The sequence below is a fragment of the Streptomyces sp. NPDC014656 genome (assembly GCF_043084305.1).
Lineage (GTDB): Bacteria > Actinomycetota > Actinomycetes > Streptomycetales > Streptomycetaceae > Streptomyces.
This window is the reverse complement of record NZ_JBIBZN010000011.1, coordinates 140,837-167,004: the sequence shown is the minus strand read 5'-3', so window position 1 is coordinate 167,004 and position 26,168 is coordinate 140,837. Positions and strand designations below refer to the sequence as shown.

Here is a 26,168-nt window from a genome sequence, read left to right as displayed (position 1 = left end):
GTCCTCTCCCACCTGGCCGAACACCGAGTGACCTGGACACCCTGACCCCACGGACCCGCGCAGCCGGACGGAGTCCGGCACGCCGCCGCAGGCGGCCGGGGAACACAGCCCGGACGGCTGGGAGGCGAACCACGCGGTCCTCTCCCACCTGGCCGAACACCGAGTGACCTGGACACCCTGACCCCACGGACCCGCGCAGCCGGACGGAGTCCGGCACGCCGCCGCAGGCGGCAGGGGAACACAGCCCGGACGGCTGGGAGGCGAACCACGCGGTCCTCTCCCACCTGGCCGAACACCGGGTGACCTGGACACCCTGACCCCGCCGGGCGGCCTGCGCACCCCGGCCCCACGGACCCGCGCAGCCGGACGGAGTCCGTCAGCGTGTGGGTCCGGGGGTGCCGGGCGGTGCTCCGGACGCGGCCGCGTGGGCGAGGAGTTCGTCGACCGACCACTGGTCGTAGACGTGCTCGCCGTACTTCGCCGCGGCGATCCGTCCGTCGGGGGCGATCAGGAAGTCGGCGGGGAGGCCGGTCCGGCCGGCCGGCTGGGACGCGGCGGGCAGCCGTCCGCGCCCCCGGAGCAGTTCCCGGGCGCCCAGGGCCACTCCCCGGACGATCGCGGGCCAGCCCCTCGGGTCGGTCAGGGCCCTGCGGTGGGCCTCGACGCCGAACTCCGCGTACAGCTCCTTGGCGGGGTCGGCGACGACGGCGAACGGCAACCGCGCCACGTGCTCGCGCAGTTCGCCGGCCGGCGAGTGGAAGAGCACCACCTCCCGGATCCCGGCCCGTTCGATCTCGTCGTGGCGCAGGACGATCGAGCGGAGGTGGAGGTTGCAGACGGGGCAGCCGGCGAAGCGCCGGAACTGCACGTGGACCGCACGTCCGGGATCCGGCACGGTCAGCGACGGGCCGACGACCGGGGTGAGGGTGCGGACCGGCACGGAGTCGCCCGGCGCGAGCCGGCCGCCGGAGACGCGCTCCGGCGAAGCGGCGCCGGACGGGGTGGTGCCGGGCTCGGGAGCGCCGGACGGGTGATCGCCGGACGGGGTGTCGCTGGGCCGGGACGAGGACGTGCGCATGGGCCACCTTCCGGAGGGAAGCTCGTAGGCGTACGGCGTACTCCTACGAGGGTAGGCGTCCGGCGTACGCTGTCAACCGCCATGCCACGCCCCCGCTCGCTCACCCCGGACCGGCTCGCCGCCGCCGCGCTCGCCGTCGTCGACCGCGACGGGCTCGCGGCCCTCTCCATGCGCACCGTCGCCAAGGAGCTCGGCATGAGCCCGATGGGGCTCTACCGGTACGTCGCCGACCGCGAGGAACTGGAGCGGCTGGTGGCCGACCGGATCCTCGGCGACCTGGACACCGCCCCGCCGCCGGCGGACGGGCCCTGGTCCGCGCGCGTCGAGGTGATGGCCGGGCGCCTGCGGGAGGCCGTCGCCCGCCACCCGGAGGCCGTCCCGCTCACCCTCACCCACCGCCACCGCTCCCCCGGCGGACTGCTCTGGTCGGAGACCGTGCTCGGCATCCTCGCGGAGGCGGGCGTCGACGGCCCCCGGCGGGTGGTCGCCCTGCGGGCGCTGCACGGGTACGTCACCGGCGCGATCCAGCTGGAGCACCGGGGGCCGCTCGCCGGACCGGGCACGGAGGCCATCGCCGCGCTGCCCGGGGACCGCTTCCCGCTGCTCGCCGCGACGGCCCGGGAGGCCCGCGGGGTCTCCCCCGACGAGGAGTTCTTCGGCGGGCTCCGCCTGCTGCTGCGGGGGCTCGGCGGCTGAGCCCGGCAGGCGGTCTTGCGGGGCGCGGGAGAATGGGGGGTGGCCCGGCGATCGCGGGCCGTGTGCGGTCGAGGAGGAGCGGAACGATGGCGGAACCCGCGGAGCGGAGCGGACAGCGGCGGCTGCGGCCGGCGCCCCTGGTCTTCGAGCCTGCCGAGGCGACCGCCGACCCGGAGCACTTCTTCGACCTGGAGTCGGTGGAGGACCCGAGGGAGCTGCTGGCCCGGGCGACCGAGCTGGCCCTGGCGTTCCGGGCCGCCGCGGACCGGGCGGTGGAGTTCCAGGCCGTGGCGGCGGCCCAGCTCGCCGATCCGAAGCGGTTCGACCGGCTGACGGCGGCGGACGTGGCGGAGCGGGCGGCGTGGACCGAGGACTACGCCCGGAAGATGATCGAGTTCGGGCGGGACCTGATCCGCGCCGAAGGGCGTCCGGCGGAGGAGTGATCCTCCGGCCGCGCCGCCGGCCGCCCCCGCCGTCCGGAACGGGCGTTCGGAACGGGCGTTCGGCATATGCGGGGCGCACGATACTCCTCCGGGTGCGGCCTCGTCCGCGTTTCGCGGAACTCCCGGCGTTCGTCTCGTCACGGGCGGTAGACCTGTCCGCATGACGACGACGACCTGGCTGCGCGACGAAACCACCCCGGACACCCCGTACGGCGTCTTCCGCTTCCTGCGGACGGGTGACGAGGACCGGCACCAGACCGCCCGGGCGACCCCGGACGGCGCCGCCTGGCTGGCCTCGGCGGCGGGCGGGGAGCCCGGGGCGGCGCTCGCGCGCTGGGAGGCGCGGCCGGAGTCGCCGGCGGTGCTGCCGTGCGGAACCGCCTTCGACGTGGTCAACGTGGATCCGGTCTTCGGGCGGCGGATGCTGGACCGGCTGTGGGAGGAGGGCCCGGGCTCGGGTCCGGTGGCCGCGCACCGGGGCCGGATGCTGCTCTTCGCCGCGCCCGGCACGGCCCAGCGGCTGCCCGCGCTGCTCGACTGGGAGGAGTGGGGCGACGCCGTGCCGCGGCCGCTCTGCCACGGGGCGGGCGACGCGGTGACCGTGCCGCCGCTGGTGCCGGCCGGGCCGGAGTCCTCCCGGCCGCGCTGGATGGTCGCCCCGGACACCAGGAACCCGTGGCTGCCGGGACCCGAGGTGATGCTCTGGGCCTGCGTGAGGGCCGTCCGGATGGTTTCCGCGGCCGACGTGCGGGTATCGATTTTCGCTCCCGCCGGTGAGGGTGCTAATGTCTACGACGTCAGCAGGCGCCGCTAGCTCAGTTGGTTAGAGCAGCTGACTCTTAATCAGCGGGTCCGGGGTTCGAGTCCCTGGCGGCGCACAGACAGGGAAAGCCCCTCGCGAGAGCGAGGGGCTTTCCCGTCGTTCCGGACCGTTCTTCCCGTGCTCCGGACCGTCTTCCCGTGCGCCCGCGCCCGGCGCTTCACTCCGCGCCGGGCGGGGTGATCCTCACCGTCCAGATGCCGGCCTCGCTGCGGTCGGCGACCTCGACGCGGACGCCCGTGCCGGGCACGGTGAGCGTCTCGCCGACCTCCAGGGGGGCGTCCGCGAGCGGCGGGTAGACCGAGCGCTCCCAGCACCCCTCGGTGTCCGGGTGGGCGTCGACGACCTCGACCGGGCCGTCGCCGGAGGCCGCGCGGGCCCGGACCCGGTAGACGAGGACGCCCTCGGTGCAGGTGTCGGCGTCGTTGCCGGTGGCGGCGCGGGCCTCGACCGCGAGGACGCTGTCCGGACCGGTGCGGACCACGGCGAGCCGGGTGCCGCGCGCGGTGGGGGTCACCGGGGCGGCGGAGACGGGCTCCAGGCCGACCACGCGCGGCTCGCCGCCCTGGACGCAGGCCACCTGGGAACGGTCGAGCCAGCCCAGCTTCCACTTGTGCCAGCCGAACGGGTCGGGGGCCAGCCCGAACTGGCTGCCCATGACGTCCCAGTCGCCCACGTGGGTGTCCCAGTCGCCCTTGCCGTCGGCGGGGCGGCGGTAGAGGTCGGGCAGGTCGAAGACGTGGCCGGTCTCGTGGGCGAGGACGTTCCGGTCCGGCGGGTGCCGCTCGAAGACCGTGACGACCCGCCGGATCTTCGCGCCGTCGGCCTCCAGCGGGCGCTCCAGGTTGACCACCTTGGTGGCGTCCGAGTCGACGCCGGGCGCGTCCGGGTCGGCCACCAGGTAGACGATGTCGTACCGGGAGAAGTCCACGGAGCCGTCGGCGGCGGCGACCGCGTCCCGCAGGTAGGCGGCCCGCTTCCCGGCGTCCCAGTCACGCCGTATGTCGTAGTCCGTGGACGGGCGGGGCATCGGCGTCCAGGCGGTGCGCGGGTGCGGCCGCAGGGTGAAGCGTCCGTAGGAGGCCCGCTGGAAGAACTCGGTGGTGGCCGGGAAGTGGTCGGCGGTCAGCTCCTCGGGGGTGATGAGCGGGGCGGCGTCCGGGAACGACAGGAAGATCATGACCGCGTCGAGCGAGCGCTCGGGGCGCGGGTAGGAGTCGTTCCAGCTGGAGAGGCCGAGCGAGTGGTGGGCGGCGGTACGGGGCAGGGCGCACGGCCCGGCCGAGGGCGCGGCCGCGGCGGGGCCGGCCACCAGGCCGGTGGCCGCCAGCGCGGCGAGCGCCGTGAAGGAGGCGGCTCCGGCGCGCAGCCGGGAGCGCTCCACTCCCCCGGGTGGCTGCTGACCCTCCACGTGGACCTCCGGTTCGCGAGTGCGGGACACCTCCACCACCTTGTGATGGTTCGCGGTGTTTCGCATGTTTCCGCTGCCCCGGTCGGGTGAGGGAGCGGCGCGGAGTGGACGCGAGACGGGCAGACTCCAGCTCACGGAAAGTCACATTCGGTCATCCCGATGGCGCCGTGCGTCAGACCCGGGCGGATTCGGTCGGGGAGGCGGCGTCCGGTGGCAGGCCTCACACCGTCCGGGCCCCCGGTCACCCGCCCCGGAGCTGGAACGGCCCCCGTGCTGGCTCTATGATCGGCACACTTGTCCCAGGCCGACCATCCCGACCACATGTGAACGGCCCCCCTGCACCACGGGAGCGAGCGGTGAGCGGAACCCCCGAAGGACCGGTACACCCAGAACCGCCCGGCATCCCGCCGGCCCGTCCGGCACTCACGGAGCGTGAACTCCGCGACTACCGGGCCGCCTTCCGCGTCTCCCGGCTCGCCATGGCCCTCGTGGACCGGGACGGCCTGGTCGTCGCCGCCAACGACTCGCTCGGCGCCCTCCTCGGCACCGACAGCACCGCCCTGCGCGAGCAGGCCGCCGCCGACCTCGTGGACCTCGCCGCCGACGGACGCACCTGGCACGCCTACCGCGAGGTGCTGCGCGGCCGCCGCTCCCGCTTCCGCTGCACCCGCCGGCTCAAGCACTCCGACGGCCGCAAGCTGTGGGCCGAGGTCACCGTCGCCCCGGTGCCCGACACCGGCCGGGTGCTCCTCTCGGTCGCGGACATCAGCGACCGGCGCGAGCTCCAGGCCCGGCTGCGCCACCTCCAGATGCACGACCCGGTGACCCGGCTGCCCAACCGGGCGCTCTTCTTCGAGCGCCTCTCGGCCGCCCTGGAGACGGCGGCGGCCGAGAGCGCCGAGACGGGCGCGGGCGGCCCGGCCGAGCCGGCCGGGGCCCCGGAGCCGTACCGCCCGCACCGGTCGTATCTGTCCCGTCCCTCACACGGCCATGGCAGAACAGGGCGGATCGGGCTCTGCTACCTGGACCTGGACGGCTTCAAGGCGGTCAACGACACGCTCGGGCACCGGGTCGGCGACCGGCTGCTCGCGGCCGTCGCCGGGCGGCTCACCGAGTGCGCCGACAACGCCGGCTACACCCGCAGCGGGGGCCATCTGGTGGCCCGGCTCGGCGGCGACGAGTTCGCCGTCCTCGTCGAGGAGTCGACCGGTACGGAACAACTCGCCGATCTGGCCCGCTCGGTGCTCGCCTCCCTGGAGCGACCCTTCGACCTCGGCGGGCAGCGGCTCTCGGTCTCGGCCTCGATCGGCGTCGTCGAGCGGACCGCCGCCGGCACCACCGCCACCGGACTGATGCAGGCCGCCGACACCACGCTGTACTGGGCGAAGGCCGACGGCAAGGCCCGCTGGACGCTCTTCGACCCCGAGCGCAACGCGCACCGGATGACGAGGCAGGCGCTCTCCTCCACGCTCCGCCCGGCGGTGGAGCGCGGGGAGTTCGCCCTGGAGTACCAGCCGCTGGTCGATCTGACCGGCGGGGCGGTGCGCGGGGTGGAGGCGCTGGTGCGGTGGAACCACCCGCGGTTCGGGGTGCTGCCGCCGAATCGGTTCGTCGGGATCGCCGAGGAGGACGGCTCGATCGTCGAGCTCGGCCGGTGGGTGCTGCGGACCGCCTGCGAGCAGGCGCGGCAGTGGCAGAAGGACCATCCGCGCGAGCGCCCGCTGTTCGTGAGCGTCAACGTGGCGGTCCGCCAGGTCTGGGACTCCGACCTGGTGGCGGACGTGGCGGGGATCCTCGCCGAGACCGGGCTCGCCCCGCACCTGCTCCAGCTGGAGCTGACCGAGTCCGCGGTGATGGGCTCGGCGGGCCGCCCGCTCCAGGCCCTCCAGGCGCTCAGCGACATGGGGGTGCGGATCGCGATCGACGACTTCGGCACCGGCTATTCGAACCTGGCCTATCTGAGCCGGCTGCCGGTATCCGTCCTCAAGCTGGACGGCTCCTTCGTGCGCGGCTTCCAGGACGAGGAGCACGCCAACCCGGCGGACGAGCTGATCGTGGAGGCGCTGGTGCAGCTGGCGCACCGGCTCGGGCTGACGGTGACCGCCGAGTGCGTGGAGACCGCCGGGCAGGCGGCGCGGCTGCGGCGGATCGGCTGCGACACCGGGCAGGGCTGGCTGTACTCGCGGCCGGTGGCCCCGGACCGGATCGCCGCGATGATCGAGGGCACGACGCCGCTGCGGGTCTGAACCCGCGGGAGGGCGCGGGGGCATGGAACTGCCCCCGGCCGGAGGGACATTCCGGGCGGGGGCAGCGGTTCATGCGGTGGTGCGGGCGGGCGGGACTCAGCAGGCGCCGAGGTCCTGCCAGACGCCCCACTCACCCGTGGTGCCGGGGGTCTCGTTCTGGGTCCACCACTTGGCCTTGTACTTGCGGCCGTTGTGGGAGACCTCGTTGCCCGTGTTGTAGACCGTGCCGGCCACGTAGGCCGGGACCGAGCCGCAGCCGGCCGGCGGCGTGGTGGGCGGGGTGGTCGGAGGCGTCGTCGGCGGGGTGGTCGGCGGCGTCGTGGTGGGCGGCGTGGTCGGCGGGACGGTGGTGCCGCCGAGCGCGGAGTTGATCTGGCCGAGCAGGGTGGCCTTCTCGTCCAGGCCGAGGAGCGAGTACATCATCGCGCCGGCCAGGCCGCGCTGCTTGCCGTAGTTCACGCGCTCCTGGATGGACTTCTGGTTCAGGCCGGTGAAGAACTCGCCGTCCTTGTAGAAGTAGGAGGACTTGGCCTGGTCGTCCCAGAAGGTGGTCGCCGCGTTGTCGACGATGCCGCCGAGCTCCTTGTAGTGCGCGATGCCGGCCTGCTGCGAGAGCGGGCGGGCGTTGGAGCCGCCGGTGGCGGGCTGCGCGAGGCCGTTGGCGGCGCCGGCGGGCACGCCCTTCCAGCCGCGGTAGTAGAACTCGTAGCCCAGGGTCAGCTTGTTCGCCGGGAAGCCGCCGGTGATGCCGTAGGTCGGGTTGCCGTCGATCCAGGAGTCGATGGCGGCGTCGATCGAGTACTTCTCCTGGCCCGGCGCGATCACGTCGGTCGGGTCGTTCGAGCCGGAGTACAGCGGGGACTGGTGGTACGTCGGCCCGTCGCCGTCCCAGGCGCCGTGCATGTCGTACGTCATGATGTTCGCGTAGTCGAGGTACGCGCCGATCTTGTCCGTCTCGATGTACTTGATCTTGTCCTGGCCGGCCGGGAGGGCCGCGGTCAGCAGGTACTTCTTGCCGCCGTTGGCCGCGCCGTACGCGTCGAGCTGCTTGCGGAACTCGGCGAGGAGCAGGGTGAAGTTCTGCTTGTCCTCGGGGCCGTAGTGGTTGCCCAGGTGGCCGCCGGAGGAGCCCGGGTACTCCCAGTCGATGTCGATGCCGTCGAAGATGCCGGCCGCCGTGCCCGCGCCGCCGAAGCCGCCCTCGACGGGCAGGTCGCCCTTGAGGTACTGGTCGATGCAGGAGGAGACGAGCTTCTTGCGGCTCGCGTCCGTCTTCGCCGCGTCGTGGAAGTACTTGGAGTAGGTCCAGCCGCCGAGCGAGATGTTGATCTTCAGGTGGGGGTACTTCGCCTTCAGCTCCTTGAACTGGTTGAAGACGCCCACGATCGGCTGGTCCCACTTGTCGGCGACGCCGTCGACGGAGTCGGCCGCGGAGAAGGACTTCTGGTAGTCGGCGTAGGAGTCGCCCGCGCCGTCGCCCGCGTTCGGGTTGTTGTCGTCACCCGCGGCCTTGTTGGCCATGAAGCACGTGAGGTTCGTCGGGTGGATGTTGCCGAACGAGTAGTTGATGACGTCGAGCTGGCTCGCGATGCCCCGCGTGTCGAGGTGCTTGGGGTAGAACGCGTTGCCGTACACGCTCCACTGGTCGTAGTACGCGATGCGCACGCCGCCGGCGGAGGCGGTGGTCGAGGCGTCGGCGGCCTGGGCGGAGCCGAGGCCCGCGGTCGCGGCGAGGGCACCGGCGGCCAGGGCCGAGCTGAGCAGCGCGGCGATCAATGACTTACGGGGGTGCACGAGCGTCCTCCGATGGGGGGTACTGGTGGTGCCGTACAGGAGTTGGTGAAGTGATAGCCCCCGCGCGAACGGCGCGTCAATGGTCTGAACCAGATTGAGGACTAGACCAATTCGAGGGAGAAAGCCCTCGTCAGAGGCGTGCAGCACAAAACGGAACCGCCCGCCACCATCGGTGACGAGCGGTTTAAGGTTCGCTTAGGGAAGCCGGCGGACTGGTTCCACGGTGAACCAGCCGCCGTACGGAATCCCGGATTCAGCCCCGCGCCGGGTCGAGGACCGGCAACCCGTAGGCGTCCGCGATCAGTTCGTAGCTCCGCAGCCGGGCCTCCCCGCCGTGCGCGTTGGCGGTGATCATCAGCTCGTCCGCGCCGGTCCGCTTCCGGAGCTCGTCGAGGCCCGAACGGACCGCGTCCGGGGTGCCGTACACGACGTTCGACAGCCAGCCGTCGGCGAACTCCCGCTCCGCCGGGGAGAAGGCGTACGCCTCCGCCTCCTCCGGGGTCGGGATGAGCCCCGGCCGGCCGGTGCGCAGCCGCAGCATCGACAGCGCGCCGGTGAGCACCTGGCGGTGCGCCTCCTTCTCGTCCTCGGCGGCGAGGGCGCCGACGCCGATCAGGGCGTAGGGCTCGTCCAGCACCGCGGAGGGCCGGAAGGACTGCCGGTACAGGTCGAGCGCGGGGACGGTGTTGCGGGCCGAGAAGTGGTGGGCGAAGGCGAAGGGCAGGCCGAGGAGGCCGGCGAGCCGGGCGCTGAAGCCGGAGGAGCCGAGCAGCCAGACCGGCGGCCGGCCCTTCGGGCCCTGCACGGGGCCGGGCACGGCGTGGATCCGGGCGTACGGGTGCCCGTCGGGGAAGTCGTCGTCCAGGAACCGGGTCAGCTCGGAGAGCTGCTCGGGGAAGTCGTCGGCCCCCTCGTTGAGGGTGTCGGTGCGGCGCAGGGCCGCGGCGGTGGCGCCGTCGGTGCCGGGGGCGCGGCCGAGGCCGAGGTCGACGCGGCCCGGGGCGAGCGCCTCCAGGGTGCCGAACTGCTCGGCGATGACCAGGGGGGCGTGGTTGGGGAGCATCACGCCGCCGGAGCCGAGGCGGATGCGGCGGGTGTGGGCCGCGAGGTGGGCGAGGATCACGGCCGGGGAGGAGGAGGCGACCCCGGGCATCGAGTGGTGCTCGGCCACCCAGTGCCGGTGGTAGCCGCGCCGCTCGGCGAGCTTGCTCAGCTCCACGCTGGTGGCGAGCGACCGGCTCGCGGTGGAGCCGCTGCCCACGGTCACCAGGTCGAGGACGGAGAGGGGCACGGGCGCGGTGCCCAGGGCTTGCCCGCGTATGGGGTCGCCCGCCGTGCCTGCGTCTGCCTGGGTGCCGGTCTCGCTCACCGTCCGGTCCTTCCTCCGTGGGGGTACGTCCAACGGAGCGGCAACAGGGGCGCGGGGGTTCTTATTCCATCGCGCCCGTTTTCGGGGCGAAGGGCGCGTTCCGGGTGGTCGGGGTCACATTCCGGCCACCGGAGGACCGGCCTCCGGGCCGGCCGCCCCGTAGGAAATCTCCTTTCCCCTCCAGGCCGAACGCGTGCGCGAACGGGAGCCCGCGCCGCCCTGACCTCCTCCTCTTCCCTCCGTTCATGCCCATGTCATATGCCAGGGTGGCGCGGCCCAGTACAAGGCCCCGCCCCTCCGCACGAATCTCGCCAACAGCCGCCCCGCGAAGGCCCCTTGGCGGCTATCGTGGTACGGAAGCTTGCGGTCACAACCTGGTAGGGGGAAACCGTGGCGCTGAAGCCCGAGCCCACCGCGCCGTTCCACTCGGTGCAGTACGCCCTGCGCGTCTTCGAGACGGTCTCGCGGCACGGCGGCGGGGTGTCGGACGTCCAGATCGCCCGGGAGACCGGCCTGCCCGTCCACCACCTGGCCTCGCTGCTCCTCATGCTCCGGCGCGAGGGGTACGTCGAACAGGTCTCCGACGGGGCGTACGTCATCGGGGACTCCCTGGTCCTCCTCGGCTCCGGCTCGACCCGCCGGGAGGCCCTGGAGGCCAAGCTCCAGGAGACCCTCACCGAGCTGCGCGACTCCGTCGGGGCCGCCGTCTACATCAGCCGGTACATCGACGGCGAAGTGAAGATCACCCAGTTCGCCGACGGCCCTCGCACGCCCAAGGTCAACGAGTGGGTGGACTTCCGCTCCGCGGCCCACGCCAGCGCGGTCGGCAAGTGCCTGCTCACCCAGCTCGACCTCGACGGCCGGCGCGACCACCTCTCCCGGCACAAGACCGCCCGGCTGACCTCCCGCACGATCACCAACGAGAAGGTGCTCTTCTCCAAGCTGGACAGCCAGCCGGCCACCGTCCCGGTCCTCGACCTCCAGGAGTACGCGGTCGGCACGGTCTGCGCCGCCGTGCCGCTGACGGCCGGCTCCGCCGTGGGCTGCCTGGCGCTCTCGCTCCCCATCGAGCACGCGCACCGGCTGCGCTCGGCCGCCGACACGCTGAACCGGCGGGCCGCGCCCGTGGTGCTGTCGCTGGCCCTCTGAACCGGCCCTCCGCGGCGCGCCCGGGGCGGCGGGCACGGTGGTCACGAGCACCCGCCGGGACCAGGTAGTATTTTCTCTGTCAGCAGGCGCCGCTAGCTCAGTTGGTTAGAGCAGCTGACTCTTAATCAGCGGGTCCGGGGTTCGAGTCCCTGGCGGCGCACAGACACGGAAAGCCCCTCGCGCGAGCGGGGGGCTTTCCGCATGCCCGGGCCCGTCACGCCTGGAGGTAGGCGAGGACGGCGAGGACCCGGCGGTGGGTGTCCCCGTCCGGCGGCAGGTCCAGCTTGGTCAGGATGTTGCCGATGTGCTTGCCGACGGCCGCCTCGGTGACCACGAGCCGGCGGGCCACCTCGCCGTTGGAGTGCCCCTCCGCGACCAGCGCCAGGACCTCCCGCTCGCGCGGGGTCAGCGCGGCCAGCGGGTCCCGGCGCCGGCGCAGCAGCTGCCGTACGACCTCCGGGTCGACGACCGTGCCGCCGGCGGCGACCCGGGCCAGCGCGTCCACGAACTCCTCCACCTGCCCGACCCGGTCCTTCAGCAGGTAGCCGACGCCGGTGCCGTCCCCCGAGTCGAGGAGGTCGGCCGCGTAGTCCCGCTGCACGTACTGGCTGAGGACCAGGACCGGCAGGCCGGGACGCTCGGCGCGCAGGGCGACGGCGGCCCGCAGCCCCTCGTCCTGGAAGCCGGGCGGCATCCGCACGTCGGTCAGGACCACGTCCGGGCCGTGGGCGGCGACCGCCGCGCGCAGTGCCTCCGCGTCACCGACCGCCGCCACGACCTCGTGGCCGAAACGGGACAGCAGCCCGATCAGTCCCTCCCGGAGGAGGACGCCGTCCTCGGCGAGGACGACGCGGAGCGAACGCGGCACGGGATCTCCACTCGTAGGACCGTCGGCCCGCCCGGCGGGCTGGTGATCGCCAGTGTGCCATCGAGGACGGCGAGCCGGTCGGCGAGCCCGGTGAGCCCGGAACCCCGCGCCGGATCGGCGCCGCCGCGCCCGTCGTCCTCGACGGTGAGGACGAGGACCCGGCCGTCGTGCCGGGCGGCGAGACGGGCCCGGGAGGCGCCGCTGTGCCGGTCCACGTTGGCGAGCGCCTCGCGGCCGGTGAAGTACGCGGCGCTCTCGACGGCCGGGGGCAGCCGGGGCAGGCCGTCGAGGTCGGTGCCGACCGGGACGGCGGTCCGGTCGGCGGCGTCGGCGAGGGCCGGGCCGAGGCCGTAGTCGGCGAGGACCTGCGGATGGATCCCGTGGATCAGCTCGCGCAGCTCGGCGAGGACCCGCCCCGCCTCCTCCTGCGCCTGCCCGAGGCGCTCGGCCAGCGGCCCGTCCGGCGGGGCGTCCAGCCGCGCGAGCCCCAGGGTCATGGTGAGCGCGACCAGCCGGTGCTGGGCGCCGTCGTGCAGGTCGCGCTCGATGCGGCGGCGCTCGGCCTCGAAGGCGTCCACGAGCCGCGCCCGGGAGGCGATGACCTCGCCGAGCCCGTCCCGCTCCCCGGCCGTGAGCAGGGCCCGGGCGAGCCCGCCCCGGCCGGCCGCGTACAGCCCGAGGGGGTAGGAGAGGGCGACCAGGGCCAGCGCGCCGGCGGCGGCCCCGGCGAGGGCGCCGGGGTACGAGGTCGCCAGGACGGTCTTGAGGAGCTTGGTCTCGTGCCCGTCGGCGGCGAGCAGCAGCGGGGCGGCGAGCAGCGTGACCGGCGCGCCGACGGCGACGGCGAGCACGAGCGCGTCGAGGACCCACAGGACGGTGGCGAAGAGGAGCGCGTACCCGAGCTCCCGCCACGTCGCCCGCTCCCCCGCCCGCGTCCGCGCCCACGCCCCGAGCCCGGGCGCGGCGGGCAGCCGGTGCGGGTCCGGGGCGGGCACCCGGTCGACGAGCCGCAGCCGCAGCCGCTCGGCCCCGCCGAGCGCGACCCCGCCGAGCAGCAGCAGCGGAATCCCGACGAGGAGCAGGGAGGCGAGCAGCAGCACCAGCAGGGCCGCGCAGGCGAGGGCGCCGCCGACGGCCCCGGTCACCAGGTACGCGGCGCTCCGCCACGGCCAGACGCCGAAGGGGTACCGCGGGGGCCGCCGGACGAGCGCCCGCAGGACGTCACGATCTTCCATGACCGCCCACCGTAGGCGGCGCCGGTGCGCCCGGGCCATGGGGCGGGAGGGTGTGCGGGGGTGGGGCCGGCCCTACCCCGGGGCTCAGGCCGGCGCGCGGCCGTGGCGGGCGTACTCGGCGCGGAGGGCGGCGAGGGCGGGGGCGGTGAGGCGTTCGTACGGGGCCTTCGGGGCGGGGCGCCACCAGACCGGGTCGTCGCAGAGGAAGGACGCGCGGCGCAGGGCGACGCGGTGGATCTTGTTGGTGGCGGTGAGCGGGAGGGCGGGGGTCACCCGGACGAAGCGCGGGGGCATCTTGGTGCCGAGGTCGGGCTGGGCGGCCAGGAAGGCCGCGAAGGCCGCCGGGTCGAAGTCCTCGCCGGGGCGGAGGGCCAGGGCGGCCATGACCTGGTCCCCGGCGACCGGGTCGGGGACGGCGTAGACGGCGACGCCCGCGGCCCGGTCCCAGCGGGCGAGGATCGCCTCGATCATGGCGGCGGCGAGGTTCTCGCTGTCGACGCGGAGGCGGTCGTCGGCGCGGCCGGCGAAGTAGAGGAAGCCGGAGCCGTCCCGGTAGAAGAGGTCGCCGGTCCAGTACCAGCCGCCGCGGCGGCGGGCCTCCTCGGCGCCGGGGTTGCGCCAGTAGCCCTCGAAGGTGCCGGTGCCGCCGCGGTTGACGAGTTCGCCGACGGCCTCGTCGGCGTTGAGGAGCCGGCCGGCGGGCGAGAAGCGGGCCGGCGGGCACTCGCGCAGGGTTTCGGGGTCGACGACGGCCAGGTCGTCGCCGTGCGCCGCGCGGCCGATCGCGCCGGGCGGGGTGTCGGGGGTGCGCTGGACCGACGCGCCGCCCTCGGAGGAGCCGTACCCCTCGATCAGCGGCACCCCGAAGCGCTCGCGGAAGCGGACCGCGTCGACCGCGCCCGCCTCGGTGCCGAAGCCGAGCCGGAGCCGGTGGTCGCGGTCGTGCGGGCCGGACGGGGTGGCGAGGAGGTACTGGACGGCCCGGCCGACGTAGGTGAAGTAGGTGGCGTCGAAGCGGCGGACGTCGGAGAGGAAGCGGGAGGCGGAGAAGCGGGCCCGCAGCGCGACCCCCGCCCCGGCGGCGAGGGCCGGGGCCCAGTCGGCGATGACGGCGTTGCCGTGGAACATCGGCATGCAGACGTAGTGGGTGTCGTCGGGACCGGTGGAGAAGGCCCGGGCCAGGGCGGCGCCGGCGGAGGCGACCGCGCCCTGGCTGCGGAGCGCCGCCTTGGGGGCGCCGGTGGAGCCGGAGGTGAAGGTGAGGAGGTAGCGGGTGCCGGGGCCGACGGGGCCGAGGACGGCGTCGCCGGGGCGGGCGTCCGCGTAGGGCGCGAGGAGCTCCTCGTACGCCTCGGTGTCGGTGACCAGGAGGCGGACGCCGGGCAGCGGCAGGCCGTCGAGGAGCGGCAGGTGGGCGCGCTGGGTGACGAGGACCCGGCAGGCGGTGTGGGTGATGTCGCGGGCCAGCTCGGCGCCGCGCCGGGTGGGGTTGACGCCGGCGACGGCGGCCCCCGCGAGGGCCGCCGCGCCGAGCCAGAGCGGGTACTCCGGCGTGTTGTCGAGCAGCAGGCCGAGGTGCGGCTCGCCCCCCGGCCGGGGTGGCATGAGGTCCACGAGCAGGGCGGCCCGGGCGGCGGCGGCCGCGGCGGCCCGGTGGTGGCTGAGGGTGTGGTGCTCGTCCCTCAGCCCGGTCCGGTGGTCGCCCCAGCGGCGCCGTATCAGCTCCGCGACGGTGTCCGCGCCTGCCCGTGTCGTGGCCGTCATGGCCCCGGACTGTAGCTGACGCTACGTCAGAACTGAACGTCCGAGCAGGCGTAGAAGGCGTTCGCGGTGTCCGCGACCGTCCACACCGCCAGGATCAGGTGGCGGCCCGTCTTGCCCGCCGGGACGGTCCCGGAGTGCGAGAGCGTCGACGGCGGCTGCTGGTTGTTGTACGGGACGGTGAGGAACGGCTGGGGGTCGAGCTGGGCCCGGGTGAGCTTGCTGTTCGGGTTCCAGCCGTTCTTGGTGATGTAGTACCGGAAGTCCGTGGTCGCGTGGCGGGCCGTGAACTGCCAGCGGAAGGTGTGGCTCTGCCCGGCGGTGAGCCTCGTCGTCGGCCAGGCGCCGCCGCGCGGGTCGTCCAGCTGCGCGAAGCGGGAGTTCCCGCCGGCGCAGATGGTGCCGTCGGCGGGTCCGGCGGCCGGGAAGCCCTTGAGCCCCTCGACCGACTGCGGCTCCCACTGGATGGAGCCGCAGTTCGTCACCGTGCCGTTGGCGCAGAGCTTCTGGCGGCTGATCGGGGAGTCGGTGTAGCCGTGGCCGTTCGCGGTGCTGGTGGCGAAGAGGGAGGCGGCCGTGACGCCGAGCGCCACGGCGGCCAGCCCTGTCTTTTTGCGCATGCTGTCGCTCCAGGGAGAACGTGGGGGAGTTCTGTGATGCCCATGGGTCGTGCCGCACGCGTGCGGAGGGAACTGCTCTGCTTTCAGGTCTAGACCAAGTACCAAGGTAGGGACGGAAGTTGAACATGTCCATACCAACGGCGAGGTGGCCGGAACACAAAGGGAACCGGCCGCGGACAGCTGCCCGCGGCCGGTTCCCCGAAGAGGTCAGGCGCCCTCGCCCGGGCCCCCACGGCCCGTGTAGAACGCCACCGTCAGGTCCTTGACCAGCGACTTGCGCTCGTAGTCGTCCAGCTCGACCAGACCACGACTGGTCAGCCGGTGGACCACGTCGTCCACCGCGTCCACCACCGACGTCAGGACGCTGTCCCGGTGCTTCGCGTCGATCGCCGCGATCCGGCGCCGGCGCATCGCCTCCGCGACCTCGGGGGCGTACTCGATCCTCGTCGGCTGCGCCGAGAACACGTCCAGGCCGACCGGCGCGCACTCCGCCGACAGCATCCGCGTCAGCGCCTCGCCGACCGCCTCCGCGTCCCGCAGCGTCGGCGCGTCCTCGTGGAACGCGTCCGCCGGAAGCTGCGACAGCACCCGGGCCATCGCCGCCTCCACCTGCTCGCGCAGGTAGTCCTCGTGGCCGTCCACGCCCAGCGCCGCCCGGACCGTGTCCCGGACCCGCCACACCACGAGCACCGTCACGTCCAGCGCGGTCCCCTTCGCGTCCACCGCGGGCAGCGGCTCGCTGCGCCAGTGCCGAAGCCGGACGTCCACCCGGCGGCGCAGCAGCAGCGGGCTCGCCCAGACCAGGCCGGTGCGGCGGACGGTGCCGCGGTACTCGCCGAACAGGGTCAGCACCCAGGCGTACCCGACCCTGCCCCGCCCCAGACCGCCCACCGCGAAGAGCAGCGCCAGCACGCCGAACGCCAGCAGGGCCCACTGCGCGAGGTGGATGCCGTGGTACGGACGCGGCGGCAGCCGCAGCATCCGCGCGGCCCCGGCGGGCACGGCGCCCGCCCACCACACGACGGCCGCGCACCCCGCGAGCGCCAGCAGCCCGCCGGCCACCCCGACCCACCCCGGCAGCACCGCCGCCGGGCGCTCCACGAGACCCGGATCGGCGGTCGGCGCGGGCCGCGCGGAGACCGGGCGGACCTGCTTGGTGGCGGGCCTCGGGATGACGGCCCGCTCCTTCCGGCCGGTCGGCGGGGCCATCGCGACGGTGTCGGGACCGCCGTCGTCGGCGCCCGCCGCCACGGGACCGGCCGCGCCGCCGCCGTCCCGGAACAGCAGGTGGACCGGGATCGAGCCGGTCGTCTCCGTCCCGATGACGTTCTTGCGCCGGGGCAGCCGGCCGACCGCCGCGACCGGCGTCGCGACCGACGCCACCCGCATGCCCGTGATCCGCCCGAAGTCGAGCAGGTCCCTCTCCTCCTTGAACACCCCGATCCGCGGGACGCCCGGCAGGTCGGAGCTGCCGGGCGCCCCCGCGGCGGACTTCTCGGCCGCCGGTCCGGTGACGGGCCTGCCGACGCCCGGCCCGCCCCCCGCGACCCGCGCCGCCGACGCGGACCCGACGGGGGTACGGACGGGCAGCACCGGGCGGTCGGACACGGCCGGGGTCGCGGCCGGGGCGGGCGCGGGAGCCGAGGTGGGCGCGGGAGCCGAGGTGGGCGCGGGAGCCTGGGCGCGGGCCGGGGCGGGTGCGGGGCCGGCGGCGGTCACCGGGACCGGCCGGGCCCCGGCCGCCACGCCGACGGCCGTCAACGGCCGGAGCGGACCGGCCGTGACCACGGGCGCGGGGGCCGCGGGACGGGAGGCCGGTGCCGAGGCGGGCGTGGCGCCCGCGCCGACGCGGGCCGGGCGCTCGGCGGCGGGGCCCCCGGCGGCCGGCGCCGCGCCCACCGGGGCGGGGGGCTGCGGCGCCCGGGTGTCGGACCGCCGGGGTACGGCCGCCGGGGCGGGGGCGGCGGTCGGGCGCGCGGCCGTACCCGGGGACGCGGCCGTACTCGTGGACGCGCCGACGGCCGGCGACGGACGGGAGGGGGCGGCCGGTGCCTCCGGCGACGGGGGCGCCACCGCCGCCGGACCGGGCCCGGCGGCGGGCGGTGCCGCCTCGCGTGCGGCGGACGCCGGCGGCGGAGCCGGCGCGGCGGTCCGCGCGACAGGCGACGCCTCGGCCGACGAGAGGGCGACCGGGGCGGCGGCGACCGGCGCGGCGGCCGGCGCGGTCCTGGCCGGGGCGGTCGTGACCGGCACGGTCGTGACCGGCACGGTCGTGACCGGCACGGTCCCGGCCGGGGTGGTCGTGGCAGGAGCGGTCCCGGCCGGGGTGGCGGCGACCGGGGCGGTCCCAACCGGAGCGGCCCCACCCGGGGTGGCGGCGACCGGGGCGGCGGGGACCGGGGCGGCCCCACCCGGGACGGTCCCGGCCGACGCGGCAGCAACCGGCGCGACCCCACCCGGGACGGTCCTGGCCGGAGCGGCAGCAACCGGTGCGGTCCTGGCCGGAGCGGCGGCGCCCGGCGCGGTCGCGGCAGGCGCGACCCCAGCCAGGGTGGCGGCAACCGGAGCGGTCGCGGCCGGAGCTGTCGCGGCCGGCGTGGTCCCGGCCGGGGCGGCGACCGTCTCGGCCGTGGGCGGGGGCGGGTCGGTCGGGGGTTCGGTCGTGGGGGGTGTCGGTGGGGGGAGGGGGGCGTCCGGGGTGGGGGGTCTGCGGGGGAGCGTGCCGTCGGTGAGGCGGCGGGCGGATCTGGCGGCGTCGCGCGAGGCCGCCGCGCCGGAGTCGTTCGGGGGTACTGCCGTCATTCGGGGTCCACCTCATGCTCTCGGGGTCATCGGAACAATCGCCGCCAGGTCTCCGGGCCCGGGTAGCCGTCGGCCGCTGCGCCGCGCCAGCCCTGTGCCCGCTGGAACGCCTCGACGTTGCGGCGGTCCGCCTCCGTCCAGCGCGGACCGGGTCCCGACAGGTAGTGCTTGCCGAAGCCCCGCTTCACCAGTTGTTTGCCCAGCTTCTCCACATATGCGTTGGATTGGCCCGGACGGAAGGAGCCACGCCCGGGGAACCCGTTCGCATCTGTGCTCGGGCCGCTCGAACCACTCGAACCGCCGATGTCCCTGCCCGTGCCCGACACGAGGAGCTTCCAGGTGTGCGGTCCCGGCAGGCCGTCCGCCTCCTTGCCCTTCCAGCCCTGCGCGAGCTGGAACGCCCGGGTCGCCCGCCGGTCGGCCTCGCCCCACTTCGGACCGGGCCCGGTGGTGTAGAAGCGCTTGCCGCCGCGGTCGACGAGCATCCGGCCGAGCTTCGTCACGTGGGCGTTGTCCGCGCCCGGGCCGAACTCCGACCCGCCCGGGTACGCCGTGCCCGCGGGCACCGTCGCACCGCTGCCCGCGCCGGTGCTGCCGCCGGCCAGGCCCTTGTAGCGGTAGGCGACGTACCGGGAGGAGTTCTCCCAGTAGGCCATCGGCGTGGCCTGCTTCCGCGTGCGCGGCTTGGTCTGCTCGTAGGCGACGTACGAGGTGTGGGTGTAGTCCGTCCAGCCGCCGAAGATCGTCACGTGCGAGCCGCGGGTCGGGTTGGCCGGGTTGTGGAAGAGCAGGATGTCGCCGGGCTGGAGCTCGGTCCGGTCGATGCGGACGGCGAAGCGGTCGAGGCTGCCCGTCCACTCGTTGCTGCTCAGGTTCCAGGCCATGGAGATGTAGCCCGAGCAGTCCTGGCGGTACCCGTCCGACCAGTACTTCTCCATCGAGTACGGCACCTGGGCCGTGACCCATCTCTTGGCCCGGTTGATGATCTCCGTGCGGGTCGTCCTCCGCAGCGTCTCCGTCGAGATCTGACTGGTCGTCGGGACGGCGCCGGGGGTGGGCCCGCCGTCGGCCTGCGCGGCCGGCGGGCCGTGCAGCGGGGCGCGGCCGCCCTGCGGGGTGTCGGAGCCCAGGGCGGCGTCCGTCGCGTCCGTCGCGTCCGCCGGGGCGGCGGGGGCGAGGGCCGCCGCGATGCCGCTCGCCCCTCCCCCGCCCAGCACCGCGCCCGCCGCCGTCACCAGGACCAGGGCCCGGCGGGCGCCGTGCGCCGCCGGGTGGCCGCCCGCGCGGACCGGCAGGCCCAGCGCGAGGTCGCGGCGCCGCCGGGCGCAGCCCGGGCAGCCACAGTCGGGCGCGGGTTCGAATTCTTCGAAGACCGGCACGCTCATGCGTTTCCCCTCCACACTCGTCAAGATCTTTTGGGCCTCGTTTCGGGCGCCAGTTTCTCAACTGTCTGGACAAATCGCATTTTGACGGATCAACGGCCTGATAAGACCATCCGACAGGCCGGAGACGGTCGCGGTTGGTCAGGAGCACCCCCGCAGGTCGGGTAGAGTTCTCTCTGTCAGCAGGCGCCGCTAGCTCAGTTGGTTAGAGCAGCTGACTCTTAATCAGCGGGTCCGGGGTTCGAGTCCCTGGCGGCGCACCGACGGAGAAGGCCCCTCGCGAAAGCGAGGGGCCTTCTCGTTGCCGCAGGTCAACTACCGTGCGTCGCGGGCCAGTTCCAGGGCGTAGGCGTCGAACCACTCCCCCGCCCTCGGGCCGCCCCGGCACTCCCCGTCCGACTCGCCGGGCCGCTTGATCCACAGATAGGCGCGGACCAGCGGATCGCCCGTCCGCAGGGTCGGCGGCTCGCCCAGCGCCCGGCCCGGCGGGTTGCACCAGTTCTCCGCGGGGTCGCCCGCCGTGTAGGGGCCGTTCCCGTTGCGGCTGGTGTCGACGACGAAGGGCTTCCCCCCGACCAGGGCGGAGAGCTCGCGGCCGTACGCCACGCTCTCCCGGGTCGTGCGGAAGTTCGAGACGTTCACCGCGAAGCCGTCCGCCGCGGCGAGGCCCGCCTGCCGGAGCGGCTGCGCGAGCTTCTCCGGCGCGACCCAGCCCGCGTTCCCCGCGTCCAGGTGGACGGTGACCCGCGGCTGCCGCTTCAGACGTTCGACGGCCGCCTTGAGCAGGGCGTACCGCTCGCCGTGGTGCTGCTCGGCGGTGCAGCCGTCGACCACGTGCATCACGGCGTCCGGCTCCAGGACCACCGTCGCCGCCCGCCCGCCGATCCCCCGGGCGACGGCGTCCACCCAGGCGCGGTACGCCGTCCCGTCCGCCGCGCCGCCGGCCGAGTGCAGGCCGCAGTCCCGGTTCGGGATGGCGTAGAGGACCAGCAGCGCGGTCTTCCCGGCCTCCGCCGCCGCCTCGGTGAGCGCCCGGGCCTCCGCCTCCGGCCGGTCGGGGCCGATCCACTCGGCGACCGGGCGGGTCGAGATCCGGCCGAGCAGCGCCGCCTCCGCGGTCCGCCCCGCCGCGCGGTGGGCGGCGACGGCCCGGGCGGCCTTCCCGTCCGGGTTCACCCAGTAGGGGACGGCGGCGGCGGTCGCGGACGGGCCGGGCGCGCCCGGTTCCGTGCCGGATCGCGTCCCCGGGCCGCCGCAGCCGGCGAGGACGAGGACGAGGCCCAGGGCGGCGGCCGGCAGGACGGGGGCGGCGGGGGACACGGGCGGGCGTGCGGGCATGCGGGAGCCTCGGGCGCGTGCGGGGTGGCGGAGTCGTGACCATCGTGACACGGCAGCGCTCTGGGCCGTGCGAGGCACGGCCCTCTACAGTGTGCGGAACTCCCGCCTCCCGCGGCGGCGCCGGGCTCCTCCCGCAGCCCGTGGGCCCGCGGTCGAGGACCGGCCCGGCCGGCGGCGCGTGGGACGCGGGCCGCCGGCCGGGGCCAGGTCCTCCCCGGCCGGGTCCTTCCGGGAAGCTCCGGCCGCCGCTCCTACTCGGAGCCCGTCAGGTACGCCGAGACGACCACGTTCGCCGTGTACAGGCCGGTCTCGCGGTCGAAGGTGCCGCCGCAGGTGATCAGGCGGAGCTCGGAGCGGCCGGGGGCGTGGGGGCCGTAGACCTTCCGGGGGTCGAAGGAGTCGCGGGGGACGACGGAGACGTCGTCGACGGTGAAGACCGCCACCGAACCGTCCGTCCGGGTGACGCGGACGGTCTCGCCGGGGCGGGTGGCGCTGAGGCCGTAGAAGACGGCGGGGCGGGTCTCCGTGTCGACGTGGCCGACGAGGAGGGCGGGGCCCGCCGCTCCGGGCGCGGCGCCGGGGCCGTACCAGCCGACGGTGTGCGGCATCTCGTACGGCGGCGGGTCGACCGCCCCGGTGGCGTCGAGGCCCCGGGAGACGACGGGGGCGTCGATGCCGAGGGCGGGGATCTCGACCCGGCGGGGCGGGGCCGCGTCCGGTGTCGGCGCGCGGGACGGCGGCAGGTCCACGCCCAGCGGGCGGCCGACCGCCGCGATGTCGCCGTGGGTGGGGGCCGAGCTGCCGCCGGGCCCCCGGGCCGCGTCGTGGCCCCAGAGCCAGAGCCCGAGGAGCAGGACCGCCCAGGCCGTGCCGGTGACCGGGCGGCTCGACGCGGCCATCCCTATTCCGTGCGCCGGCGGCGGGAGCTGCGGAAGGCGACCGCGACGGCGGCGGCGCCGGCCATGCCGAGGCCGAGCAGGGTGTACGGGGTGCCGAGGCCGTCCCCGCTCGCCGTCTGGGCGACGCCGGGCGCGGCGGGGGCCGCGAAGGCGGCGGTGCCGCCGCCGCCCGCGCGGACCGGGGCGACCGGGACCGGGCGGTGGGTCGGCTGCTCGTGGTGGCGGCGGACGGTGAGGGTGCCGACGTCGGGGTGGTCGTGGCCGTCGCAGGTGACGGAGACCTTGTACGTGCCGTCCTCCAGGCCCGTCCGGAGGGTGGCGCCGCCGAAGACGGCGTGGTCGCCGCCGTCACGGCCGGTGAGTTCGGCGTCCGCGACGAACGCCGGGGACTTGGCGGCGCCTGTGGTGCCCTTGCACCCCTGGGCGCGGACGTCGACGTCGGCTCCGGGTGCGGCGGTGGACGGGGTGACGGTGGCCTGGACTCCGTCGTGGGCGAAGGCGGTGGCGCCGGGGACGAGCACCAGAGCCAGTGCCGCCCCTGCGGCACGGAGAGCGAGGGGACCTGAACGCATTGTGACCTCCTGGTACTGGCAGGGTCACCCGGATCGGTGGTTCTCGCATCCGCAGGGGCGGGTCCGGCAGGGGATCAGATGCGGTCGACGATGTCCGCGATCGACTTGACGATCTTGGAGGGGCGGAACGGGAAGCGGTCGATCTCGGCCTCGGTGGTGAGACCGGTGAGGACGAGGAAGGTCTGCATGCCCGCCTCCAGGCCGGCCAGGATGTCGGTGTCCATCCGGTCGCCGATCATCGCGCTGGACTCGGAGTGGGCGCCGATCGCGTTGAGCCCGGTGCGCATCATCAGCGGGTTGGGCTTGCCGGCGAAGTACGGGTCCTTGCCGGTCGCCTTGGTGATGAGGGCGGCGACGGAGCCGGTGGCGGGCAGCGGGCCCTCCAGCGAGGGGCCCGTCTCGTCGGGGTTGGTGCAGATGAAGCGGGCGCCGTTGTTGATGAGGCGGACGGCCTTGGTCATCGCCTCGAAGGAGTACGTACGGGTCTCGCCGAGGACCACGTAGTCGGGCTCGTGGTCGGTGAGGACGTAGCCGATGTCGTGGAGGGCGGTGGTGAGGCCGGCCTCGCCGATGACGTACGCGGTGCCGCCGGGGCGCTGGTCGTCGAGGAACTGGGCGGTGGCGAGCGCCGAGGTCCAGATGTTCTCCACCGGGACGTCGAGGCCCATGCGGCGCAGCCGGGCGTGCAGGTCGCGGGCGGTGTAGATCGAGTTGTTGGTGAGGACCAGGAACGGCTTGCCGGTCTCCCGCAGCTTCCTGATGAACGCGTCGGCGCCGGGGATCGGGACGCCCTCGTGGATGAGGACGCCGTCCATGTCGGTGAGCCAGGATTCGATCGGCTTGCGCTCTGCCATGGGTGCGGGACTCCTGCCGTACGTGACGTGCGTGTGCTGGGGGCGACGCGACAGCGCTGTGGCGACGCCCCCAGCCTAGGTCAGGAAGCCGTCACGGTGACCCCGTCGACCGTCCAGTACCAGTTGTTGGACCCGGTGTAGCGGAAGCGGAAACTCACGCTGGAGGCGCCGGCCGGCACGGGGACGGCGACCGTCTGGGCCCTGGAGAGGACGTCGGCGGTGTAGCTCTTCACGACGGTGGGGGTGCCGCCGTTGAAGGAGGCCAGGATCTGGGCGGTCTGGGCGCCCTCCTGACGGTAGAGCGTGGTGAAGCCGAGGGTGACGGCGGAGGCGCCGGAGACGTCGTACGCGGGGGTGACCAGCGTGGAGTCGTAGCTCCCGGAGAAGGTCTTGTCGGCCCACTCGTCGGAGTCGGCGACGGCGAAGACGCCCCGGGCGCGGACGTTCAGCTCGCGCCACTGGTCGCGCTGGGAGCGGGACCAGAACTCGTCGGTGGCGAAGGACCAGCCGCGCCACTCGCTCACGCCGCCGGTGCCCATCGCGCCGTTGATGACGGACCAGCCGCTCGGCGGGGTGTGGGTGAAGCCGAGGACGCCGGCGGGGACGCCGGTCTCGTCGGCGCGGCCGGCGAGGGAGGACTGGAGGGTGTCGAAGGGGTCGGTGGTGCGCTCCTGGACCGGCTTGCCGTCGAGGCCCCAGGACGGGTCGGGGACGATGCCGAGCTGGCGGAAGACGGTGGGGGCGACGTCGACGAGCCGGGTGTCGATGGGGCGGGCGCCGGCGGCGATGCCGGGGCCCTGGGCGAGGACGAAGGTGCGGCGCTCCTCGATGGCGGAGCCGCCGTGGCCGCCGGCGTCGGTGTGGCCGTGGTCGGTGGTGACGATGACGGTCCAGCGCTCGGAGGCGTACGCGGGGCGGGCCTTGATCGCGGCGAGGAGCCGGCCGAGGTAGCCGTCCTGGACGGCGATGGCGTCGAGGTACTTCTGGCTGGCGGCGCCGTAGGAGTGCCCGGCGGCGTCGGTCTCGCCGAAGTAGACGAAGAGCACGTCGGGGTTCTGGTCGCGCAGGACCCGCTCGGTGAGGTCGGTGATCAGCGCGTCGTTGACGGCGTAGTCGTTGTCGTAGACCAGCTTGGCGTCGGCGCCGGCGGTGACGGTGCCGTGGGTGTCGAGTTCGGGCCAGTCGACGGCGGCGAAGAGGGAGAGCTGGGGCCGGATCTGGTGGAGGCGGGCGAGGAAGCCGGGGTACTGGCCGTAGTTCTTGCCGGTGAAGGTGTTGTCCTTGACGCCGTGCTTGTCGGGCCAGACGCCGGTGGAGACCGTCGACCAGCCGGGGCCGGAGGAGGTGGCGGCCATCGGGGCGGCGTAGAGCAGGGAGCGGCCGTAGGTGCCGTTCGCCATCAGGGACTTGAGGGCGGGGGCGTTCGCGGCGTCGATGCGGTCGTGGCGCAGGCCGTCCATGCCGACGACGAGGACCTTGTCGGGGCTGGTGCCGTTCGGGAGCGTCGGCGGGGTCGCCGCGAGGGCGGCGGGGGCGGTCGCGAGGCCGGTGGCGGCGAGGGCGGTGCCGGCGCCGGCGGCGGCGAGCACGGTGCGGCGGGAGAGGCCGGGGTTCGGCATGGCGGAGTCCTCCACGAGAGGGGTGAAAGAGGCGGATGCGCACACCAACGCCCCTGATTCCTCAGGGGCGCTGGTCCGTACCCGTTATCTTTCCGCTATCTGCGGAGGGGATCGAGGGCCGTGCGGTGAACTCTCAGCTGCCGGTCGCGGACTTCCACGCGTCGACGTAGGAGGAGAGGTTCGCGTCGATGTCGGCCCAGTCCGGCTCGAAGATCTCGACGCCCTCGATCAGCTTCGCCAGCTCGATGGCGTTGGCGTCGGTGGGCTTGACGTCCTCGCGGGCGGGGAAGCCGCCGCCGACGGCGCTGACCTGTCGCTGGGCGCCCTCGCTCAGCATGAAGTCGAGGAGCTTCTTGCCGTTCTCGGTGTGCGGGGCCCTGTCGACGAGGCCGGCGGCGTAGGGCAGCGCGAAGGTGGTGGGCTTGCCGCCCTCCTTGGCCGGGAACCAGATGGCGAGGTTCGGCATGGACTTGGCCTGGGCGAAGTTCATCTGGACGTCGCCGTTGGCGACGAGGAGTTCGCCCTTGTCGACCTTGGGGGCGAGCTTGGAGGTGGAGGAGGACGGGCCGACGTTGTTGGCCTGGAGCTTCTTCAGGTACTCCATGGCGGGCGCCCGGCCGCCGAAGTCGTGCACGGCCTTGATGAGGACGGCGGTGCCGTCGCCGGCGACGCCGGGGGTGGAGTACTGGAGCTTGTTCTTGAACTTGCCGTCGAGGAGGGCCTCCCAGGTGCCGGGGGCCTCGGGCAGCTCCTTCTTGTTGTGGATGAAGCCGAAGTAGTTGTTGACGACGGAGGTCCAGGAGCCGTCGGCGGCCTTGTCGGCGCCGTCGACCTGGTCGGCGCCCTTCGGGGTGTACTTCCGCAGGAGGCCCTTGGAGCCGGCCTGCTGGATGAAGGGCGGGAGGGTGACGATCACGTCGGCCTGGGTGTTGGACTTCTCGCGCAGGGCCCGCTGGACCATCTCCCCGGAGCCACCCTCCACGTACTTCACCTTGATGCCGGTCTCCTTCTCGAAGTCCGCGAAGACCTTGTCGTACCAGCCGTCGCCCTTCTCCCCCTTGAGGCCGTCGGCGCTGTAGACGGTGACGACCTTCTCGTCGGAGGCGGCGGAGGAGCCGCCGCAGGCGGTGAGGGAGGCGGCGAGGGCGAGGGCACCGGCGACGGCGGCGACCGGCTTGGCGTGCGTAAGCATGACGTCGTTCTCTCCTGGCT

General features: G+C 74.6%; 21 protein-coding genes and 3 tRNA genes. 8 read left to right on the top strand and 16 right to left on the bottom strand.

The window, feature by feature from the left end:
- Positions 1 to 376 precede the first annotated feature (376 nt).
- Positions 377 to 1,078: a peroxiredoxin-like family protein gene (locus tag ACF1ED_RS24410; RefSeq protein ID WP_391763799.1), complete on the bottom strand. Its 702-nt coding sequence runs from the start codon at positions 1,076 to 1,078 to the stop codon at positions 377 to 379.
- Positions 1,079 to 1,159: 81 nt separating this feature from the next.
- Between ACF1ED_RS24410 and ACF1ED_RS24405 the strand changes: the two genes are divergently transcribed.
- The 4 genes from ACF1ED_RS24405 to ACF1ED_RS24390 all read left to right on the top strand — a co-directional run bounded on the left by ACF1ED_RS24405 (position 1,160) and on the right by ACF1ED_RS24390 (position 3,095).
- A complete protein-coding gene (locus tag ACF1ED_RS24405) occupies positions 1,160 to 1,774 on the top strand; it encodes a TetR/AcrR family transcriptional regulator (RefSeq protein ID WP_391763797.1) in 615 nt (204 codons plus the stop codon).
- An 86-nt stretch (positions 1,775 to 1,860) separates the two neighbouring features.
- The gene (locus tag ACF1ED_RS24400) at positions 1,861 to 2,217 is read left to right on the top strand and encodes a hypothetical protein (protein ID WP_391763795.1); all 357 of its coding nucleotides are present in this window, start codon (positions 1,861 to 1,863) and stop codon (positions 2,215 to 2,217) included.
- A gap of 160 nt (positions 2,218 to 2,377) precedes the next feature.
- Positions 2,378 to 3,031, top strand: coding sequence for a hypothetical protein (locus tag ACF1ED_RS24395; RefSeq protein ID WP_391763793.1), 654 nt, complete (start codon positions 2,378 to 2,380; stop codon positions 3,029 to 3,031).
- Positions 3,022 to 3,095 (top strand) — tRNA-Lys (locus ACF1ED_RS24390). Before ACF1ED_RS24395 ends, ACF1ED_RS24390 begins: the two co-directional genes overlap by 10 nt.
- A gap of 102 nt (positions 3,096 to 3,197) precedes the next feature.
- Here the strand turns inward: ACF1ED_RS24390 and ACF1ED_RS24385 are convergent.
- Positions 3,198 to 4,478 carry a M6 family metalloprotease domain-containing protein gene (locus tag ACF1ED_RS24385; protein WP_391763791.1) on the bottom strand — a complete coding sequence of 427 codons (1,281 nt, stop codon included), beginning with the start codon at positions 4,476 to 4,478 and terminating at the stop codon, positions 3,198 to 3,200.
- 326 nt (positions 4,479 to 4,804) lie between these two features.
- Here ACF1ED_RS24385 and ACF1ED_RS24380 point away from each other — a divergent pair, with 326 nt between their 5' ends.
- The gene (locus ACF1ED_RS24380; protein WP_391763789.1) at positions 4,805 to 6,694 is read left to right on the top strand and encodes a putative bifunctional diguanylate cyclase/phosphodiesterase; all 1,890 of its coding nucleotides are present in this window, start codon (positions 4,805 to 4,807) and stop codon (positions 6,692 to 6,694) included.
- Between the two features lie 96 nt (positions 6,695 to 6,790).
- Here the strand turns inward: ACF1ED_RS24380 and ACF1ED_RS24375 are convergent, their stop codons facing one another.
- On the bottom strand, positions 6,791 to 8,488 hold the full coding sequence (locus ACF1ED_RS24375) for a glycosyl hydrolase family 18 protein (RefSeq protein ID WP_391763787.1): 1,698 nt from the start codon (positions 8,486 to 8,488) through the stop codon (positions 6,791 to 6,793).
- A gap of 253 nt (positions 8,489 to 8,741) precedes the next feature.
- Positions 8,742 to 9,857, bottom strand: coding sequence for an LLM class flavin-dependent oxidoreductase (locus ACF1ED_RS24370; RefSeq protein ID WP_391763785.1), 1,116 nt, complete (start codon positions 9,855 to 9,857; stop codon positions 8,742 to 8,744).
- A gap of 390 nt (positions 9,858 to 10,247) precedes the next feature.
- On the opposite strand from ACF1ED_RS24370, the gene ACF1ED_RS24365 reads away from it, so the two are divergent.
- Positions 10,248 to 11,006 (top strand): IclR family transcriptional regulator, encoded by a 759-nt coding sequence (locus ACF1ED_RS24365; RefSeq protein WP_391763783.1) that lies wholly within the window; start codon positions 10,248 to 10,250, stop codon positions 11,004 to 11,006.
- Positions 11,007 to 11,092: 86 nt separating this feature from the next.
- A tRNA-Lys gene (locus ACF1ED_RS24360) sits at positions 11,093 to 11,166 on the top strand.
- 54 nt (positions 11,167 to 11,220) lie between these two features.
- On the opposite strand, the gene ACF1ED_RS24355 is transcribed toward ACF1ED_RS24360, so the two are convergent.
- From ACF1ED_RS24355 to ACF1ED_RS24330, 6 genes are all read right to left on the bottom strand, one after another.
- A complete protein-coding gene (locus ACF1ED_RS24355; protein WP_391763781.1) occupies positions 11,221 to 11,874 on the bottom strand; it encodes a response regulator in 654 nt (217 codons plus the stop codon).
- Complete coding sequence (locus ACF1ED_RS24350) at positions 11,814 to 13,109, bottom strand: sensor domain-containing protein (protein WP_391763779.1); 1,296 nt, start codon at positions 13,107 to 13,109, stop codon at positions 11,814 to 11,816. Before ACF1ED_RS24350 ends, ACF1ED_RS24355 begins: the two co-directional genes overlap by 61 nt.
- A gap of 84 nt (positions 13,110 to 13,193) precedes the next feature.
- On the bottom strand, positions 13,194 to 14,873 hold the full coding sequence (locus ACF1ED_RS24345; protein WP_391763777.1) for an AMP-binding protein: 1,680 nt from the start codon (positions 14,871 to 14,873) through the stop codon (positions 13,194 to 13,196).
- Between the two features lie 26 nt (positions 14,874 to 14,899).
- A complete protein-coding gene (locus tag ACF1ED_RS24340) occupies positions 14,900 to 15,490 on the bottom strand; it encodes a lytic polysaccharide monooxygenase (protein ID WP_391763775.1) in 591 nt (196 codons plus the stop codon).
- A gap of 207 nt (positions 15,491 to 15,697) precedes the next feature.
- Positions 15,698 to 17,758 carry an SPFH domain-containing protein gene (locus ACF1ED_RS24335; protein ID WP_391763773.1) on the bottom strand — a complete coding sequence of 687 codons (2,061 nt, stop codon included), beginning with the start codon at positions 17,756 to 17,758 and terminating at the stop codon, positions 15,698 to 15,700.
- Between the two features lie 560 nt (positions 17,759 to 18,318).
- The gene (locus ACF1ED_RS24330) at positions 18,319 to 19,677 is read right to left on the bottom strand and encodes a peptidoglycan-binding protein (RefSeq protein ID WP_391763771.1); all 1,359 of its coding nucleotides are present in this window, start codon (positions 19,675 to 19,677) and stop codon (positions 18,319 to 18,321) included.
- A 183-nt stretch (positions 19,678 to 19,860) separates the two neighbouring features.
- Between ACF1ED_RS24330 and ACF1ED_RS24325 the strand changes: the two genes are divergently transcribed.
- Positions 19,861 to 19,934: transfer RNA gene (locus tag ACF1ED_RS24325), tRNA-Lys, on the top strand.
- A gap of 55 nt (positions 19,935 to 19,989) precedes the next feature.
- Here the strand turns inward: ACF1ED_RS24325 and ACF1ED_RS24320 are convergent.
- The 6 genes from ACF1ED_RS24320 to ACF1ED_RS24295 form a co-directional block, all read right to left on the bottom strand.
- Positions 19,990 to 21,012 carry a glycoside hydrolase family 6 protein gene (locus tag ACF1ED_RS24320; protein WP_391763769.1) on the bottom strand — a complete coding sequence of 341 codons (1,023 nt, stop codon included), beginning with the start codon at positions 21,010 to 21,012 and terminating at the stop codon, positions 19,990 to 19,992.
- Positions 21,013 to 21,263: 251 nt separating this feature from the next.
- Positions 21,264 to 21,911 (bottom strand): class F sortase, encoded by a 648-nt coding sequence (locus ACF1ED_RS24315; protein WP_391763767.1) that lies wholly within the window; start codon positions 21,909 to 21,911, stop codon positions 21,264 to 21,266.
- A 2-nt stretch (positions 21,912 to 21,913) separates the two neighbouring features.
- Positions 21,914 to 22,483 (bottom strand): hypothetical protein, encoded by a 570-nt coding sequence (locus tag ACF1ED_RS24310; protein ID WP_391763765.1) that lies wholly within the window; start codon positions 22,481 to 22,483, stop codon positions 21,914 to 21,916.
- A gap of 74 nt (positions 22,484 to 22,557) precedes the next feature.
- On the bottom strand, positions 22,558 to 23,337 hold the full coding sequence (locus ACF1ED_RS24305; RefSeq protein ID WP_391763763.1) for an HAD-IIA family hydrolase: 780 nt from the start codon (positions 23,335 to 23,337) through the stop codon (positions 22,558 to 22,560).
- An 80-nt stretch (positions 23,338 to 23,417) separates the two neighbouring features.
- A complete protein-coding gene (locus ACF1ED_RS24300) occupies positions 23,418 to 24,956 on the bottom strand; it encodes an alkaline phosphatase family protein (protein WP_391763761.1) in 1,539 nt (512 codons plus the stop codon).
- 133 nt (positions 24,957 to 25,089) lie between these two features.
- Entirely contained in the window at positions 25,090 to 26,148 is a 1,059-nt protein-coding gene (locus tag ACF1ED_RS24295) for a 2-aminoethylphosphonate ABC transporter substrate-binding protein (RefSeq protein WP_391763759.1), read from the bottom strand.
- Between the last annotated feature and the right edge of the window lie 20 nt (positions 26,149 to 26,168).

What these genes read in the sequence shown, in the direction of transcription:
- ACF1ED_RS24410 (WP_391763799.1), bottom strand. Translation starts at nt 1,078, where the DNA reads ATGCGCACGTCCTCGTCCCGGCCCAGCGACACCCCGTCCGGCGATCAC.
- ACF1ED_RS24405 (WP_391763797.1), top strand. Translation starts at nt 1,160, where the DNA reads ATGCCACGCCCCCGCTCGCTCACCCCGGACCGGCTCGCCGCCGCCGCG.
- ACF1ED_RS24400 (WP_391763795.1), top strand. Translation starts at nt 1,861, where the DNA reads ATGGCGGAACCCGCGGAGCGGAGCGGACAGCGGCGGCTGCGGCCGGCG.
- ACF1ED_RS24395 (WP_391763793.1), top strand. Translation starts at nt 2,378, where the DNA reads ATGACGACGACGACCTGGCTGCGCGACGAAACCACCCCGGACACCCCG.
- ACF1ED_RS24350 (WP_391763779.1), bottom strand. Translation starts at nt 13,109, where the DNA reads ATGGAAGATCGTGACGTCCTGCGGGCGCTCGTCCGGCGGCCCCCGCGG.
- ACF1ED_RS24345 (WP_391763777.1), bottom strand. Translation starts at nt 14,873, where the DNA reads ATGACGGCCACGACACGGGCAGGCGCGGACACCGTCGCGGAGCTGATA.
- ACF1ED_RS24340 (WP_391763775.1), bottom strand. Translation starts at nt 15,490, where the DNA reads ATGCGCAAAAAGACAGGGCTGGCCGCCGTGGCGCTCGGCGTCACGGCC.
- ACF1ED_RS24330 (WP_391763771.1), bottom strand. Translation starts at nt 19,677, where the DNA reads ATGAGCGTGCCGGTCTTCGAAGAATTCGAACCCGCGCCCGACTGTGGC.
- ACF1ED_RS24320 (WP_391763769.1), bottom strand. Translation starts at nt 21,012, where the DNA reads ATGCCCGCACGCCCGCCCGTGTCCCCCGCCGCCCCCGTCCTGCCGGCC.
- ACF1ED_RS24315 (WP_391763767.1), bottom strand. Translation starts at nt 21,911, where the DNA reads ATGGCCGCGTCGAGCCGCCCGGTCACCGGCACGGCCTGGGCGGTCCTG.
- ACF1ED_RS24310 (WP_391763765.1), bottom strand. Translation starts at nt 22,483, where the DNA reads ATGCGTTCAGGTCCCCTCGCTCTCCGTGCCGCAGGGGCGGCACTGGCT.
- ACF1ED_RS24305 (WP_391763763.1), bottom strand. Translation starts at nt 23,337, where the DNA reads ATGGCAGAGCGCAAGCCGATCGAATCCTGGCTCACCGACATGGACGGC.
- ACF1ED_RS24300 (WP_391763761.1), bottom strand. Translation starts at nt 24,956, where the DNA reads ATGCCGAACCCCGGCCTCTCCCGCCGCACCGTGCTCGCCGCCGCCGGC.
- ACF1ED_RS24295 (WP_391763759.1), bottom strand. Translation starts at nt 26,148, where the DNA reads ATGCTTACGCACGCCAAGCCGGTCGCCGCCGTCGCCGGTGCCCTCGCC.